At 40.0% G+C, this 14,889-nt stretch carries 20 protein-coding genes; 6 read left to right on the top strand and 14 right to left on the bottom strand.

The features are described 5' to 3' along the window. Nucleotides 1-511 precede the first annotated feature (511 nt). Nucleotides 512-1,075, top strand: a complete 564-nt coding sequence (locus DK857_RS18700) for a gamma carbonic anhydrase family protein (protein ID WP_109395548.1) — start codon at nt 512-514, stop codon at nt 1,073-1,075. On the opposite strand, the gene DK857_RS18695 is transcribed toward DK857_RS18700, so the two are convergent. From DK857_RS18695 to dprA, 5 genes are read right to left on the bottom strand one after another with little or no spacing between them, the layout of a single operon-like run. Beyond that, nucleotides 1,051-1,311: a DUF1488 family protein gene (locus DK857_RS18695; RefSeq protein ID WP_109395549.1), complete on the bottom strand. Its 261-nt coding sequence runs from the start codon at nt 1,309-1,311 to the stop codon at nt 1,051-1,053. The genes DK857_RS18700 and DK857_RS18695 overlap by 25 nt on opposite strands. Further along, nucleotides 1,308-2,132 carry a shikimate dehydrogenase gene (gene aroE, locus DK857_RS18690; protein ID WP_109395550.1) on the bottom strand — a complete coding sequence of 275 codons (825 nt, stop codon included), beginning with the start codon at nt 2,130-2,132 and terminating at the stop codon, nt 1,308-1,310. Before aroE ends, DK857_RS18695 begins: the two co-directional genes overlap by 4 nt. 5 nt (nt 2,133-2,137) lie before the next feature. After that, nucleotides 2,138-2,707, bottom strand: coding sequence for an L-threonylcarbamoyladenylate synthase type 1 TsaC (gene tsaC / locus DK857_RS18685; protein WP_109395551.1), 570 nt, complete (start codon nt 2,705-2,707; stop codon nt 2,138-2,140). Continuing rightward, a complete protein-coding gene (locus tag DK857_RS18680) occupies nt 2,700-3,257 on the bottom strand; it encodes a DNA topoisomerase family protein (RefSeq protein WP_109402950.1) in 558 nt (185 codons plus the stop codon). Before DK857_RS18680 ends, tsaC begins: the two co-directional genes overlap by 8 nt. Before the next feature lie 18 nt (nt 3,258-3,275). Beyond that, the gene (gene dprA / locus DK857_RS18675) at nt 3,276-4,421 is read right to left on the bottom strand and encodes a DNA-processing protein DprA (RefSeq protein WP_109395553.1); all 1,146 of its coding nucleotides are present in this window, start codon (nt 4,419-4,421) and stop codon (nt 3,276-3,278) included. Between the two features lie 130 nt (nt 4,422-4,551). Here dprA and def point away from each other — a divergent pair, with 130 nt between their 5' ends. The 5 genes from def (at nt 4,552) to mscL (ending at nt 9,430) form a co-directional block, all read left to right on the top strand. Further along, the gene (gene def / locus DK857_RS18670) at nt 4,552-5,076 is read left to right on the top strand and encodes a peptide deformylase (RefSeq protein ID WP_109395554.1); all 525 of its coding nucleotides are present in this window, start codon (nt 4,552-4,554) and stop codon (nt 5,074-5,076) included. A 26-nt stretch (nt 5,077-5,102) separates the two neighbouring features. After that, a complete protein-coding gene (gene fmt / locus DK857_RS18665) occupies nt 5,103-6,050 on the top strand; it encodes a methionyl-tRNA formyltransferase (protein ID WP_109402949.1) in 948 nt (315 codons plus the stop codon). A gap of 99 nt (nt 6,051-6,149) precedes the next feature. Further along, complete coding sequence (gene rsmB, locus DK857_RS18660; RefSeq protein WP_109395556.1) at nt 6,150-7,418, top strand: 16S rRNA (cytosine(967)-C(5))-methyltransferase RsmB; 1,269 nt, start codon at nt 6,150-6,152, stop codon at nt 7,416-7,418. Nucleotides 7,419-7,530: 112 nt separating this feature from the next. Next, a complete protein-coding gene (gene trkA, locus DK857_RS18655) occupies nt 7,531-8,907 on the top strand; it encodes a Trk system potassium transporter TrkA (RefSeq protein WP_075674039.1) in 1,377 nt (458 codons plus the stop codon). A gap of 115 nt (nt 8,908-9,022) precedes the next feature. Then, nucleotides 9,023-9,430 carry a large-conductance mechanosensitive channel protein MscL gene (mscL, locus tag DK857_RS18650; protein ID WP_023583476.1) on the top strand — a complete coding sequence of 136 codons (408 nt, stop codon included), beginning with the start codon at nt 9,023-9,025 and terminating at the stop codon, nt 9,428-9,430. A 3-nt stretch (nt 9,431-9,433) separates the two neighbouring features. On the opposite strand, the gene DK857_RS18645 is transcribed toward mscL, so the two are convergent. The 9 genes from DK857_RS18645 to secY form a co-directional block, all read right to left on the bottom strand. Beyond that, nucleotides 9,434-9,640 carry an alternative ribosome-rescue factor A gene (locus tag DK857_RS18645; protein ID WP_109395557.1) on the bottom strand — a complete coding sequence of 69 codons (207 nt, stop codon included), beginning with the start codon at nt 9,638-9,640 and terminating at the stop codon, nt 9,434-9,436. Nucleotides 9,641-9,690: 50 nt separating this feature from the next. After that, nucleotides 9,691-10,104: a Zn(2+)-responsive transcriptional regulator gene (zntR, locus tag DK857_RS18640; RefSeq protein ID WP_069368787.1), complete on the bottom strand. Its 414-nt coding sequence runs from the start codon at nt 10,102-10,104 to the stop codon at nt 9,691-9,693. Between the two features lie 297 nt (nt 10,105-10,401). Then, nucleotides 10,402-10,788, bottom strand: coding sequence for a 50S ribosomal protein L17 (gene rplQ, locus DK857_RS18635; RefSeq protein WP_004246940.1), 387 nt, complete (start codon nt 10,786-10,788; stop codon nt 10,402-10,404). A gap of 37 nt (nt 10,789-10,825) precedes the next feature. After that, nucleotides 10,826-11,815 (bottom strand): DNA-directed RNA polymerase subunit alpha, encoded by a 990-nt coding sequence (locus DK857_RS18630; RefSeq protein ID WP_006535513.1) that lies wholly within the window; start codon nt 11,813-11,815, stop codon nt 10,826-10,828. Nucleotides 11,816-11,840: 25 nt separating this feature from the next. Further along, the gene (gene rpsD / locus DK857_RS18625; protein ID WP_004246942.1) at nt 11,841-12,461 is read right to left on the bottom strand and encodes a 30S ribosomal protein S4; all 621 of its coding nucleotides are present in this window, start codon (nt 12,459-12,461) and stop codon (nt 11,841-11,843) included. Between the two features lie 36 nt (nt 12,462-12,497). Then, nucleotides 12,498-12,887: a 30S ribosomal protein S11 gene (rpsK, locus tag DK857_RS18620; RefSeq protein WP_002919257.1), complete on the bottom strand. Its 390-nt coding sequence runs from the start codon at nt 12,885-12,887 to the stop codon at nt 12,498-12,500. Nucleotides 12,888-12,903: 16 nt separating this feature from the next. Further along, nucleotides 12,904-13,260, bottom strand: a complete 357-nt coding sequence (gene rpsM, locus DK857_RS18615) for a 30S ribosomal protein S13 (RefSeq protein ID WP_036914623.1) — start codon at nt 13,258-13,260, stop codon at nt 12,904-12,906. 146 nt (nt 13,261-13,406) lie between these two features. Continuing rightward, the gene (gene rpmJ / locus DK857_RS18610) at nt 13,407-13,523 is read right to left on the bottom strand and encodes a 50S ribosomal protein L36 (protein WP_071788572.1); all 117 of its coding nucleotides are present in this window, start codon (nt 13,521-13,523) and stop codon (nt 13,407-13,409) included. A 42-nt stretch (nt 13,524-13,565) separates the two neighbouring features. Next, the gene (gene secY / locus DK857_RS18605; RefSeq protein WP_006535510.1) at nt 13,566-14,888 is read right to left on the bottom strand and encodes a preprotein translocase subunit SecY; all 1,323 of its coding nucleotides are present in this window, start codon (nt 14,886-14,888) and stop codon (nt 13,566-13,568) included. Between the last annotated feature and the right edge of the window lies 1 nt (nt 14,889).

Genomic DNA, 14,889 nt, shown 5'->3' with positions numbered 1-14,889 from the left:
ATATCGTCTCTGCGAGTGCCCACACAGATTGTCTGATAATTTGTTAAAGAGCAGTGCAACATTCGCTGCCGTTTCCGGTCTTCTGCGTTGTTGCGAGGAGGCGTATATTACGTTATTCCCCTGAAGAGTCAAGAGTTTTTTCAAACTTTTTTCTTTTCTCTTCGCTGTCCTTCGTGGCTGTTGTCAGCTCATCGTCGGTCAGTGGATGCGCATTATAGGGAGTTCTCGGATTAGCGCAAGTATTTATTTCAACTTTTTCTCTGTTCGTTCTCTTTTTGAACTTTACGTCTATTTTTGATACAAAAAAAATCTTTTGCGTGTAAAAAATATACGCTTTATCTTGTTATTGTCTATTCGGTAGATTCTATCAATCACACTCTGTTACTCAACTTTCCCCTTTATTATCGATTTTTATAGTCTTACAGTATAAAAATCATTACTCTCGCCAGCCCGCCCTATCCGCTGCTATGCTTTTCTTATTATGAAGTGAAACCAAAAGCGAGGTTAAATTATGGGGAAATCAACAATCAGGAATTACTTACACCTTTCGCCTTCTATTGATAAAGATGTTTTTATTGATGAAACAGCAACTGTGATTGGAGATGTACGCATTAGTGAAGATGTCAGTATCTGGCCTATGGTTGTTATTCGTGGTGATGTGAATTACGTGAGTATAGGCAAAAGATCAAATATTCAAGATGGTTCAGTTCTTCATGTCACTCACATGTCACCCAAGGATCCTGAAGGTTTTCCTCTTATTATTGGCGATAATGTTACTGTTGGGCACAAAGCAATGTTGCACGGGTGCACAATAGGAGATCGTGTTTTAGTCGGAATGGGTTCTATTTTACTTGATGGGGCAATTATTGAAGACGATGTAATGATTGGCGCAGGTAGTTTAGTTCCACCAGGAAAGCGACTTGAAAGTGGTTTTCTTTATTTAGGAAGTCCAGTGAAAAAAATCCGCCCGCTTTCATCAGCAGAAATAGAGCACTTTATCTATTCTGCTAATAATTATGTAGGGTGGAAAAATAACTATTTAGCCACTCGTCAATCTGACATTGATAAAGAATAGATAGGATGGAGAGTTGATAACTCATATTCCGTTACCAACTCTTCAAATTCATCTTCAATATCCCAACGATTTTGTTTAAATAATAAAATTCCTTCCCCAACACCAAAACGCTCAATAAGCTCTTGCTCTGTAATTTGACAATCAAAAAGCATTCCGTTGATCATTATAGGAAAAAGAACACTCCTGTTCTCAGCTAGCCATATTTCACGATCTGGAAATTGAATGGATTGGTTCATTGATTCAATCTTTCTCTTAATACATTAAGGACAGGATTAATATCTGGCACAAGTTCATACCACAGTTCAAATGCATAAGCGGCTTGTCCTACTAACATACCTAATCCATCTGATAAACGTGTACTCCCATGTTTTAATGCGTTATATAGAAATGATGTCATCCCTGTTTGATAATAAAGGTCGTAGCATGCTGTATCAAAACCATAAACATCGTTAGGAATAGGCGGTAAATCATTAGTCATGCTGGATGCAGAGGCATTTATAATTAAATCGTAATGTCTATCGGCAACATCTTCAGTAGCTATTGCTCGGATCGTTCCAAACTGACTAAATTCTTTTACTAATTGTTCAGCTTTAGCAAATGTACGGTTGGTTAAAGTAATATCACAATCAAAATCGAGTAATGGAAGCAATATTCCTCTTGTTGCGCCACCTGCGCCAATAACTAAGACTGATTTAACCTTATTAGGCACAATAAAATCGAGTCTTGCTAAATCCAAAATAAGCCCTTGCCCGTCAGTGTTATCACCAAGGAGTGAGCCATCTTCCAATTTAACAATAGAGTTAACTGCACCACATGCTTTCGCTCTATCCGTTAATTTATCCACAAAATGGAATGCATCTTCTTTAAAAGGAACTGTAACATTTGCACCTCGCCCCCCATTAGAAAAAAAATGAGAGGCTGTTTTATCAAATTCACCTAGAGGAACAAGTAAACGCCCATAGCCATACTCTATTCCTGTTTGTTTTGAAAAAAATTGGTGGATGAAAGGAGACTGACTATGCTCGATAGGATTTCCCATCACTAAATATTTTTCCATCACAATCATCCTTGTCGGTATAATTCACCCGTTAATGCATCTCGAATTTCAGAAGGATTCTGTCTACCACCAACATTCCCTTCAACGATAGAAATTGTATCCTGAAACTGTTCTTTTACTTCTTCAACTGTACGACATGGTGGTAATCCACTTAAATTCGCACTCGTCGAAACTAAAGGTTTTCCATAGGATAGGCAGAGTTCTTTAACAACTGGATGATCTGTTACTCTCACAGCTAAAGAAGTAAATTTTCCAGTTAACCACTTTGGCGTTGTTGATTTGGCAGGAATAACCCATGTAACAGGTCCTGGCCAAGACGCAAACATTTTATCTCGCTGAGTTTGAGTCAATGCACTATCGTCGATATAAGGTTTCAATTGCTCATAATTGTCAGCAATTAAAATTAGCCCTTTGTCAATTGAGCGTTGTTTTAACATTAATAATGCCATAACAGCATGCTCGCTATCAGGATCACAACCTACCCCAAATACAGCTTCTGTTGGATATGCGATAACTTTATTATTTTTTAATGCTGCGATTATAGTGTTGCTTACAGGTGATGCTTCGTTATTCATGTTCTTCTCTTTTTGTTTGCTGCTTTCCACATAATTTGCTGGCACACACCAATCTTACTCCTTGAGAAGACCTTTTTTCCATCAATAATGGATAGTGGCAATGTTCGCACTCACCATTAACAGGCTTGTTATTTAATACAAATTGGCATTCTGGATATTGGTTACAAGCATAAAATGTCTTACCAAACCTAGACTTACGTTGTAGTAATTTTCCTTTTTCGCATTGAGGACAAGATATAACGGTTTCATCAGGTTTATCAATTTGTTCTATATGTTCACATTCAGGATAATTACTACAACCAATAAACATCCCAAATTTACCCTGACGCAAAACTAAATCAGCACCACAACACTTACAAGGTTGCCCTTCTAAAACTTTTATAATTTGCCCATCACCCTGTGATTTTAATGTTTTAATATAGTGGCAATCAGGGTAAGCCGAACATCCTAAAAAAGGGCCATGTCCTCCATTTTTCATCACTAATGCGCTACCACATTCAGGACATTTTTCCTGTTCAGGTTGTTGTGTAAACGGCATATTCTTTGCCATTGTTTTACCTCATTACACTTATTCCAATCGAGTATAACCACCAGCCACAATAGCGACTTTTTCAATAAGCTCAAGTTCTAATAAAAGAGGAGCTAATTCAGAAGTTGATAATCCACTATCCTGAGCAATGATATCAATGGGTACTGCTTTATTAAAACGTAGAAAAGGTAATATCACATCCATTGCCTGTTGTTGTTCTGGTGTAAATTGTTCTACTTTAGCCTCTTGTTTTTCATTATTAATAAGTGTTGTATATTCTTCTGTAATTTGTTTTTGTTGATACTCATTAACACAAGTAAGCCACTGCAAAGAGCTATTTAAATATTCAAAGATATCTTCAGGTGAGGATGCTAAATTTGCACCTTGCTTAATAAGTTGGTGATTACCTTCAAAATGAATATCACCCAATAGTCCCGGTAACACGAACAACTCTTTACCTTGTTGCAAAGCATAGTTTGCTGTTATTAAAGAACCGCTTTTAATTCCAGCTTCAACAATAAGTAGTGCAGTACTTAGCCCACTAATAATCCGATTACGTTGAGGGAAATGGCGCGCTAAAGGCGGTGTCATAGGTAAATGCTCAGAAATAAGAAGACCAGATTCTTTTATTTGTGTCGCAAGAGTACGATGAAATGACGGATAAATCTGCTCTAAACCACTTCCTAGTACAGCAATAGTAATACCATTATTTTTTAATGCACTTCGATGTCCAATACCATCAATACCTTGAGCTAACCCACTCGTAATAGTTAACTCTTTCTTTACTAGTTCCTGCGCAAAATAAGTTGCCCATTTGGAACCATATGGTGTAGCAACTCGACTACCAATTAATGCAATTTGTGTGCTTTTTAAATGCTGCCTATTCCCTGCAACAAAAAGCAAAAGCGGGGGCGATGATATTTGCTTTAATAAGGGTGGATAATCTGAATCTGTAATCGTTAATAATGATGATTCGTTTTTATCTAACCATTTTAATGTATCGTTGACAGCATTTGTATGAAGTCTTAAGAATTGATGACTTTGCTGTTCTGACAGACCACAACCTATTAATAGCCCTTGATTTAATTGAGTTAAAGATTGTAGATACCTTGCAATTTGAATCGCTTTATTAATGGGGAGTCTTGAAACAGCGTTAAGCCTTATCCATATTTCTCTAGCATCCATGCATTATCCTAATATTGTTTTTAGCAAACAGGGTGAGTGCTAAACACACCAAATACTGTCAATCTAGACAATAAATGTCTAGAATAGACGTTAAATCCTATTCACATTTTAGAAACAGTCCGAATAAATTATGGCAGTGTTACACGTATTACATTATCCAGACGAGCGCCTTCGCACGATTGCAAAGCCAGTCGAAAAAGTTGATGCCGAAATTCAAAAAATTGTCGATGATATGTTTGAAACAATGTATTTGGAAGAAGGTATCGGCTTAGCTGCGACACAGGTGAATATCCATCAGCGCATTATCGTCATTGATGTCTCTGAAACCAGGGATCAAAGACTGGTATTAATAAACCCAGAACTTCTCGATGCTAATGGCGATACAGGCATAGAAGAAGGCTGTTTGTCTGTTCCGGAACAACGCGCTTTTATTCCTCGTGCAGAGCATGTAAAAGTGAAAGCCCTTGATTACAATGGTCAACCTTTTGAGTTAGAGGCTGATGATTTATTAGCTATCTGTATTCAACATGAAATGGATCATTTAGTTGGTAAATTATTTGTGGATTATTTATCCCCATTAAAACGCCAACGTATCCGTCAAAAAGTTGAAAAACTCGATAAGCTAGATAAAAAAAGAGCTAAAGCAGGACAGTAACAGTTCAATTGAAACAGGAAGAAAACGTGTCTGATTCATTACGTATTATTTTTGCGGGAACACCCGATTTTGCAGCTCGACATTTAGCTGCATTGTTATCAACTCAACATCGTGTGGTGGGAGTACTCACTCCTCCAGATAAACCCGCAGGAAGAGGTAAGAAACTGACTATTAGCCCTGTTAAAGAACTGGCGTTAACTCATAATATTCCTGTTTATCAGCCTGCCTCTTTAAAACCAGAAGAGAATCATGAATGGATAGCAGCACAACAAGCAGACATTATGATTGTTGTCGCTTATGGCATGATCTTACCTAAAGCAGTTCTTGAAATACCACGTTTAGGCTGCCTTAATGTGCATGGTTCCCTCCTCCCTAAATGGCGTGGTGCTGCACCTATTCAACGCTCTTTGTGGGCAGGAGATAAAGAAACTGGTGTCACAATTATGCAAATGGATGTTGGCTTAGATACAGGCGATATGCTGTATAAAGCCTCGTGCCCAATTACGAATGAAGATACCAGTGCATCTCTTTATGAAAAGCTTGCAGAGCTTGGACCTAAGGCTCTAACAACTACGTTAGATCTCATTACCTCAGGTAAAATAAAAGCAGAAAAACAAGATGATAATTTAGCGAATTACGCACAAAAATTATCTAAAGAAGAAGCAAAAATTGATTGGTCATTATCCGCAGAACAGATTGAACGTTGCATAAGAGCATTCAATCCGTGGCCAATGAGCTTTTTCATGTTGGACGAGCAACCAGTGAAAGTATGGAAAGCACAAGCTATTGCTGATGATACAGATCAACCTGCAGGAACCTTATTAAAAGCAGATAAAACGGGTATTTATATTGCGACAGGTAACGGCATTCTAAATATCACAGAGTTACAACCATCAGGTAAGAAACCTATGGCTTCTGCCGATTTCTTAAACTCCAAGCGAGATTGGTTCACTCCTGGAAAAATCATTCAATAATTATTCTAAACCCTGATATCTAACACTATTATCAGGGTTTTCCTTTTTTCACGCCAATGTAGTACATCTCTGGCGCTCAATATTAAACGTTAACTCATCATGAAAACGTCATACAACTTACGTAGCATTGCAGCCAAAGCAATTAACCAAGTATTAGATCAAGGCTTATCTCTAAGCACCGTCATACCCGAACTTCAAAAAAATGTTTCAGACAAAGACAAAGCATTACTACAGGAACTTTGCTTTGGTGTATTACGTACATTGCCACAATTAGAATGGATTATTCAGCAACTCATGGATAAACCATTAAAAGGTAAACAACGTATTTTACACTACCTCATTATGGTTGGCTTATATCAGCTTCTTTATACTCGTATTCCTGCTCATGCAGCTCTAGCCGAAACCGTAGATGGCGCTGTGGCACTAAAAAAACCACAGTTAAAAGGATTAATTAACGGTGTGTTGCGTCAGTTTCAACGTCAACAAGATATCCTAAATGAACGTTTTCAAAACAGCGAAAATCGTTTTCTCCATCCATCATGGCTACTTGCCCGTGTTAAACATGCCTATCCTGAACAATGGATGAGTATTGTTGAAGGTAATAATCAAAAACCACCTATGTGGTTACGTGTAAATCAACGCCATCATTCACGAGAAGAATATTTAACATTACTTGAAAAGGAAGAAATTGTCGCTGTTGCTGATGATGACCACCCTTTTGCGATCCGTTTAGAGACCCCATGTAACGTGAATCTTCTTCCAGGATTTGCTGATGGTTGGGTAACAGTTCAAGATCGTTCAGCCCAGCGTTGTGCTGAATTATTGGCGCCAGAAAATAAAGAGCAGATCCTTGATTTATGTGCGGCGCCGGGCGGTAAAACAACGCATATTTTAGAGATTGCTCCTCAGGCTCAAGTATTAGCAATCGATATAGATGAGCAACGTTTGAAACGTGTACAAGAGAACCTTACGCGTTTAAAACTTAATGCCGTAGTCAAAAGTGGTGATGGTCGTTATCCTGAACAATGGTGTGCTGGTATACAATTTGACCGAATTCTCCTTGATGCACCATGCTCAGCAACAGGCGTTATCCGCCGTCATCCAGATATTAAGTGGCTTCGCCGTAATGAAGACATTGAGCAATTAGCTCAAATTCAAAAAGAGATCCTTCACGCTATTTGGCCATACTTAAAATCTGGTGGTACGTTGGTTTATGCAACCTGCTCTATTTTGCCTGAAGAGAATAAACAACAGGTTGAAGCATTTTTAGCGTCAACGAAAGATGCACAATGTGATTATCAGCACCAATGCTTACCAGAAGAAAAAGGTGGCGATGGTTTCTTTTATGCATTGATCAAGAAAATATGATCTTGTGATAAAAGATGATATCGGATCTAAAAAACGCTACTATTTCAACGCAAGATCATTAAGATCTTGCGTTTCTTTTCTATTTGTTAATCGAATACTCTGAGAAATTACGATGAAAATTATTATCTTAGGCGCTGGTCAAGTAGGTGGTACTCTCGCTGAAAATCTTGTCGGGGAGAATAATGATATTACTGTCGTTGACACTAATGCAGATCGTTTGCGCCAACTTCAAGATAAATTCGATTTACGAGTAGTCAATGGGCATGGCTCTCACCCAAGGATCTTAAGAGAAGCTGGTGCTGAAGATGCAGATATGCTGGTTGCCGTCACCAACTCTGACGAAACCAATATGATAGCGTGCCAAGTTGCTTACACTTTGTTTAATACACCCAATAAAGTTGCTCGGATACGTGCCTCTGAATTTGTTCGTGAAGCAGACAAACTCTTCCTCCCAGAAGCTATTCCCATTGATTACTTAATCTCTCCTGAGCATTTGGTTATTGATTATGTATATAAATTGATCCAATATCCTGGTGCCTTACAAGTTGTTAATTTTGCCGATGGCCAAGTCAGTATCGTTGCGGTAAAAGCATATTATGGTGGTTCTCTCGTCGGGAATGCACTATCAACATTACGCGATCATATGCCACATATTGATACTCGTGTTGCTGCAATTTTTCGTCAAGACAGACCTATCCGACCTCAAGGCTCCACAATTATTGAAGCGGGAGATGAAGTTTTCTTTGTCGTTGCATCTCAGCATATTCGTGCAGTAATGAGTGAATTACAACGATTAGAAAAACCTTACAAACGCATTATGATTGTTGGTGGTGGTAATGTCGGTGCAGGTTTAGCAGCTAGATTAGAAAAAGATTATAGCGTCAAGCTTATTGAACATAATCAGCAACGTGCAACAGAACTTGCAGAACTACTCCATGATACTATTGTTTTTTATGGTGACGCATCGGATCAAGAACTTCTTGCTGAAGAACATATAGAACAAATCGATGTCTTTATCGCACTGACTAATGATGATGAAGCCAATATTATGTCAGCAATGCTAGCCAAAAGAATGGGTGCCAAAAAGGCGATGGTGCTTATTCAGCGTAGCGCTTATGTTGATTTAGTCCAAGGCGGGGTTATTGATATTGCAATATCACCACAACAAGCAACAATTTCTGCACTTTTAGGCCATGTTCGTAAAGCTGATATTGTTAGCGTTTCCTCATTACGACGAGGTGTTGCAGAGGCAATCGAAGCCGTTGCACATGGTGATGAAAATACATCAAAAGTTGTTGGTCGTCGTATACAAGATATAAAACTACCACCTGGAACGATCATTGGTGCAATTGTAAGAGAGCAAGATGTTATTATTGCGAACGCAAGTCACTCCATAGAACAAGGAGATCATGTGATTATGTTTATCACTGATAAAAAATATGTCCCTGAAGTAGAAAAGCTTTTCCAACCTAGCCCATTCTTCTTATAAAGACCAAGTAGAAATAAGAATAATAGTAATTGTTACTTATAATGGTCTACTATTATCATGTTAGATACTATATTTTTACATAATAAATCTATGCATAGATAAATAAGGGGTGGTTATGTCTTTTTTCAAAGAGTTTCGTGAATTCGCAATGAAAGGCAACGTTGTTGACATGGCAGTCGGTGTCATCATTGGCGCAGCCTTCGGTAAGATTGTTTCATCATTAGTTGCTGATATTATTATGCCGCCGTTAGGCTTATTAATCGGTGGTATTGATTTCAAACAGTTTAGTCTTGTATTAAGAGATGCTAGTGGGGATGTGCCGGCAGTTGTACTCAATTATGGTATGTTCATTCAAACTGTTTTTGACTTTGCCATTGTTGCATTTGCGATTTTCTGTGCAATCAAATTAATTAACAAGACACGCCGTCAAGCAGAAGAAGCACCTAAAGCACCACCGGCACCTTCAGCAGAAGAAACTTTATTAACAGAAATTCGTGATTTATTAAAAAATCAGCAAAAATAAAAACTAAAAGGCCAGTGATAACAATTGAAAAAATCTTTTGTTATCACTGGCCTCCCAGTTCCCCTTTTTACCATGTTTCGCTTTTCTCATATAACTTCCTTTTCCTTTTTTATTCTTTTCCACGCGTTGTCTAAATAGTGGATCATGAACAAGTGCTGCTAAGGCATTATCTTTAATAACACCTTTCTGGTGCTGATATTTGCTAGACATAAAAACCTCTTAAATTGTTAAAGAACATAAAACGTAATGCGGTACAGATATTATTGTTTTGTGGCTCCAGATTCAAGTATTTCAAGAATAGAACAATAAGTACTTTCATGAGCACTACCACAACATGCATTACTTAACATCTTCAGTGAATCTCTCATTCTTTCCATTTCTTTCAAGCGAATTTCGACTTCAGCAAGTCTTGCATCAACAATGTGTTTTGATTCAACACAAGTGTGATGAGCGGGATCAACACGAATAGAAAGTAGCTCTGTAATCGCGTCTAATGTAAAACCTAACTCTTTTGCATAACGAATAAAACGCAAACGTTGGAGATCTTGCTCTGTATATAAGCGATAACCGCCTTCTGTTCGCCTGTCATGATCCATCAACCCCTGTTTTTCATAAAAACGGATTGTATCTGTTGTCACATTCGCTAATTTTGCAACCTGCCCAATACGATACATGGATCATTCCCTCATTCTAACTGATGGCATAAGCATAACAAATAATCAAAAGAATAGAATTGAAATATAATGCGAAGCATATCTTACTAAAATAGCAGTATGCTGAAATAACAGAAAATAAATATGATGTAACACAAGAGTAGGCAAAAACGCATGGAATAACAAATAGAAAGGCTAGGATATGGCTTGATAGATTATTTTTATAACGGTAATTTCATAACTACCATTTTCGATAGATGTAAAAAAACCGGATTAAAAATCCGGTCTTTTTATTCGCTTCACTAAATAATAATTAAATTATTCAGCTGCTGCTTCTGTTTCAGAATCAGCACGGTCAACAAGCTCAATGTAAGCCATTGGAGCGTTGTCACCAGCACGGAAGCCACACTTCAGAATACGAGTGTAACCACCTGCACGGCTCGCAAAACGCGGACCTAATACTGTAAACAGTTTTGCCACGACTTCGTTATCACGAGTACGGGCGAATGCCAGACGACGATTAGCTACGCTGTCGGTCTTGGCAAGAGTAATCAGCGGCTCAACGACGCGACGCAGTTCTTTCGCTTTAGGCAAAGTTGTCTTGATGATCTCATGACGAACTAAAGAACCTGCCATGTTACGAAACATAGCCTGACGATGGCTGCTGTTGCGGTTCAATTGACGACCACTCTTACGATGGCGCATGACCTTATCCTTCTCAGTAAAACCTTAACCTGTGATCTTATTCATCAGCGATACTTGCAGGTGGCCAATTCTCAAGGCGCATGCCCAGAGATAAACCACGCGACGCCAGTACGTCTTTAATCTCAGTAAGAGATTTCTTACCAAGGTTAGGCGTCTTAAGTAATTCAACTTCAGTACGCTGTACCAGATCACCGATGTAGTGGATTGCTTCTGCCTTCAGACAGTTAGCAGAGCGGACAGTCAATTCAAGATCGTCTACTGGGCGCAGTAAGATAGGATCGAATTCTGGCTTCTCTTCTTTAACTTCTGGTTGACGAACATCACGTAAGTCAACAAAAGCTTCAAGCTGTTCAGCCAGGATAGTCGCTGCACGGCGAATCGATTCTTCTGGATCGATAGTACCGTTAGTTTCCATCTCGATAACCAGCTTATCCAAGTCGGTACGCTGTTCAACACGAGCTGCTTCCACATTATAAGCAATACGCTCAACTGGGCTATAGCACGCGTCTACTAAAAGGCGACCGATAGGGCGCTCATCTTCTTCCGAATGAATTCGGGCAGAAGCCGGCACATAACCACGACCACGCTGAACTTTGATACGCATATTAATAGATGCGTTCTCGTCTGTAAGGTGGCAGATAACGTGCTGCGGCTTGACGATTTCGACATCACCGTCATGGATGATATCGGCTGCAATAACAGGGCCAATGCCAGATTTGCTCAAAGTAAGAATAACTTCATCTTTACCATGAACTTTTACCGCCAACCCTTTAAGGTTGAGCAGTATTTCTAGGATATCTTCCTGAACACCTTCTTTGGTGCTGTACTCATGCAGTACACCATCAATCTCAACCTCTGTTACCGCACAACCCGGCATAGACGAAAGCAGAATACGGCGCAGTGCGTTACCAAGAGTATGGCCGAAGCCTCGCTCTAATGGCTCAAGGGTCACCTTGGCGTGCGTCGAACTGACTTGCTCGATATCAACCAGGCGCGGTTTTAGAAACTCTGTCACAGAACCCTGCATTGTGTCCTCTCTTTGGTGCTAAGCCTTACTTGGAGTAAAGCTCGACGATCAGGTGCTCGTTAATGTCAGCAGATAAGTCAGTACGTTCAGGAATACGTTTGAACACACCTTCCATCTTAGCAGCATCAACTTCCAGCCATGTTGGCTTTTCACGCTGTTCAGCCAGCTCTAAAGCAGCCTTAATACGAGACTGTTTTTTCGATTTTTCACGAACGCTGACTACGTCATTCGGGGAAACCTGATAAGAAGCAATGTTAACCACGCGACCATTTACCATGATTGCTTTATGGCTAACCATCTGACGTGCTTCTGCGCGAGTTGCGCCAAAGCCCATACGATAAACAACGTTATCCAGACGACCTTCCAGCAGAGTCAGCAGGTTTTCACCTGTGTTGCCTTTCAGACGTGTTGCTTCTTTGTAGTAGTTACGGAATTGACGCTCTAGAACACCGTAAATACGACGTACTTTTTGTTTTTCACGTAACTGAACACCGTAATCAGAAAGACGCGGTTTACGTGCGCCGTGCTGACCTGGTGCTTGTTCCAGTTTACACTTGGTGTCAATCGCCCGAACGCCAGATTTTAGAAATAAATCTGTACCTTCACGGCGGCTCAGCTTGAGCTTAGGACCCAAATATCTTGCCATTTTCTTTCTCCAACTTTCCTAAAAACGAAAACGTTATTAAACGCGACGTTTTTTCGGTGGACGACAACCGTTATGAGGAATCGGAGTCACATCAGTAATATTAGTGATGCGGAAACCAGCCGCGTTTAATGCACGGATAGTTGACTCACGACCAGGACCAGGTCCTTTAACCATAACTTCCAAGTTCTTAATTCCGTACTCTTTAACAGCTTCAGCGCAACGTTCTGCTGCAACCTGAGCCGCGAACGGAGTAGATTTACGAGAACCACGGAAACCGGAACCACCGGCAGTAGCCCAACCCAATGCGTTACCTTGACGATCGGTAATAGTAACGATTGTGTTGTTGAAAGAAGCATGGATATGAGCCACACCGTCAGAGACTTGTTTTCTTACACGCTTACGTGCACGAATAGGTGCTTTTGCCATTGTTCAAATACCCCGATTATTTCTTGATCGGCTTACGCGGACCCTTACGGGTACGTGCGTTAGTCTTAGTACGCTGACCGCGAACTGGTAGACCACGACGATGACGTAAACCACGGTAAGTACCAAGATCCATCAGACGTTTGATGCTCAGGGTAACTTCACGACGCAGATCACCTTCTACAACGTATTTGGCAACTTCGTCACGCAGCTTGTCGATTTGCTCTTCAGACAGCTCACTGATCTTAACATTTTCAGCAATACCAGCAGCTACACAGATAGCCTGTGAGCGGGTCTTACCGATACCGTAAATCGAAGTTAATGCGATTACAGTATGTTTATGATCAGGAATGTTAATGCCTGCTATACGGGCCACTATGCACTCCTAAATTAGCAGTTATACAGTACTATTCTGAAAAGCCCGTTTTCAGGATACTCAAACAATACTGTATATATTATAAAAGATTGGGCTGGCTAATTTAGCCAGCTCAACCGAACTTTGCAAGAAAAAAATGCAATAAATTAGCCTTGACGCTGTTTATGCTTAGGCTCGACGCTGCAAATTACACGCACGTGACCGTGACGTCTAACAATTTTGCAGTTACGGCACATTTTCTTGACGGAAGCACGAACTTTCATTTTTACTCTCCGTAACTTCTAAAACAAATCGCTTATCAGTAATTAACCTTTAAGATTTGCTTTTTTCAATGCAGACTCATACTGACTTGACATCAGGAGAGTTTGCACTTGAGCCATAAAATCCATGATGACCACAACCACGATTAAGAGGGAAGTACCACCAAAATAGAAAGGTACTTTCATTGCGTCACGCATGAACTCCGGGATGAGACAGATAAAGGTAATATACAAGGCACCGATTAAGGTTAAACGTGTCATTACTTTATCTATATATTTAGCCGTCTGCTCTCCCGGGCGAATTCCTGGTACAAATGCACCGGACTTCTTCAGGTTATCTGCCGTTTCTCTTGGGTTGAAGACCAACGCCGTATAAAAGAAACAGAAGAATATGATTGCAGCAGCGTATAGTAACACATAAATAGGTTGACCAGGCTGTAGATTTAAAGAAATCGTCGTCAGCCAACCCCACCCTGTACCATCGCCAAACCAAGAGGTTATTGTACCAGGAAACAGGATAATACTTGAAGCAAAAATTGCTGGTATAACACCCGCCATATTTACTTTAAGTGGTAGATGTGTACTTTGTGCCGCGTATATTCTACGCCCTTGTTGACGTTTTGCATAGTTAACAACGATACGACGTTGTCCTCTTTCTACAAAAACAACAAAGAAAGTAACCGCGAACACCAATACTGCAACCAACAATAACAGGAGGAAGTGCAGTTCGCCTTGCCGCGCCTGCTCGATGGTTTGACCAATGGCAGGTGGAAGACCTGCAACGATACCTGCAAAGATAATGATTGAGATACCGTTACCAATACCACGTTCAGTGATTTGCTCACCTAACCACATTAGGAACATTGTCCCAGTGACTAAGCTCACAACAGCCGTAATATAGAATGGTAGACCTGGATTAATTACCAGACCTTGCATTCCTGGCATATTCGGTAAGCCTGTTGCGATACCAATTGATTGGAATATCGCCAGCACCAAAGTACCATAACGGGTATATTGGCTGATCTTACGACGACCGGCCTCCCCTTCCTTCTTAATCTCTGCTAACCGAGGGTTAACCACTGATAAGAGTTGGATAATAATCGATGCCGAAATATAAGGCATGATACCCAGCGCAAAGATAGAAGCACGGCTAAGAGCACCACCAGAGAACATATTAAACATTTCAATGATGGTGCCTTTTTGCTGATCGAGCAATTTGGCAAGCACAGTGGCATCAATACCAGGGATAGGAATAAAAGAGCCAATCCTAAAGACAATAAGTGCACCAAGAACAAACAAAAGTCTGCGTTTTAGTTCACCAACACCACCTTTAGCACTCTGAAAATCTAAACCTGGTTGTTTAGCCATC

Origin of the sequence: Proteus terrae (assembly GCF_003144325.1) — a bacterium.
GTDB lineage: Bacteria > Pseudomonadota > Gammaproteobacteria > Enterobacterales > Enterobacteriaceae > Proteus > Proteus terrae.
The sequence above is the reverse complement of the archived record's forward strand: the minus strand, read 5'-3'. Positions and strand labels throughout refer to the sequence as shown.

Coding starts and splice junctions, on each gene's coding strand:
- dprA (WP_109395553.1), bottom strand. CDS start 4,421: ATGGATGCTAGAGAAATATGGATAAGGCTTAACGCTGTTTCAAGACTC.
- def (WP_109395554.1), top strand. CDS start 4,552: ATGGCAGTGTTACACGTATTACATTATCCAGACGAGCGCCTTCGCACG.
- rpsK (WP_002919257.1), bottom strand. CDS start 12,887: ATGGCAAAAGCACCTATTCGTGCACGTAAGCGTGTAAGAAAACAAGTC.
- mscL (WP_023583476.1), top strand. CDS start 9,023: ATGTCTTTTTTCAAAGAGTTTCGTGAATTCGCAATGAAAGGCAACGTT.
- DK857_RS18700 (WP_109395548.1), top strand. CDS start 512: ATGGGGAAATCAACAATCAGGAATTACTTACACCTTTCGCCTTCTATT.
- tsaC (WP_109395551.1), bottom strand. CDS start 2,707: ATGAATAACGAAGCATCACCTGTAAGCAACACTATAATCGCAGCATTA.
- trkA (WP_075674039.1), top strand. CDS start 7,531: ATGAAAATTATTATCTTAGGCGCTGGTCAAGTAGGTGGTACTCTCGCT.
- DK857_RS18630 (WP_006535513.1), bottom strand. CDS start 11,815: ATGCAGGGTTCTGTGACAGAGTTTCTAAAACCGCGCCTGGTTGATATC.
- zntR (WP_069368787.1), bottom strand. CDS start 10,104: ATGTATCGTATTGGGCAGGTTGCAAAATTAGCGAATGTGACAACAGAT.
- DK857_RS18695 (WP_109395549.1), bottom strand. CDS start 1,311: ATGAACCAATCCATTCAATTTCCAGATCGTGAAATATGGCTAGCTGAG.
- rplQ (WP_004246940.1), bottom strand. CDS start 10,788: ATGCGCCATCGTAAGAGTGGTCGTCAATTGAACCGCAACAGCAGCCAT.
- rsmB (WP_109395556.1), top strand. CDS start 6,150: ATGAAAACGTCATACAACTTACGTAGCATTGCAGCCAAAGCAATTAAC.
- secY (WP_006535510.1), bottom strand. CDS start 14,888: ATGGCTAAACAACCAGGTTTAGATTTTCAGAGTGCTAAAGGTGGTGTT.
- DK857_RS18645 (WP_109395557.1), bottom strand. CDS start 9,640: ATGTCTAGCAAATATCAGCACCAGAAAGGTGTTATTAAAGATAATGCC.
- rpmJ (WP_071788572.1), bottom strand. CDS start 13,523: ATGAAAGTTCGTGCTTCCGTCAAGAAAATGTGCCGTAACTGCAAAATT.
- aroE (WP_109395550.1), bottom strand. CDS start 2,132: ATGGAAAAATATTTAGTGATGGGAAATCCTATCGAGCATAGTCAGTCT.
- rpsD (WP_004246942.1), bottom strand. CDS start 12,461: ATGGCAAGATATTTGGGTCCTAAGCTCAAGCTGAGCCGCCGTGAAGGT.
- DK857_RS18680 (WP_109402950.1), bottom strand. CDS start 3,257: ATGGCAAAGAATATGCCGTTTACACAACAACCTGAACAGGAAAAATGT.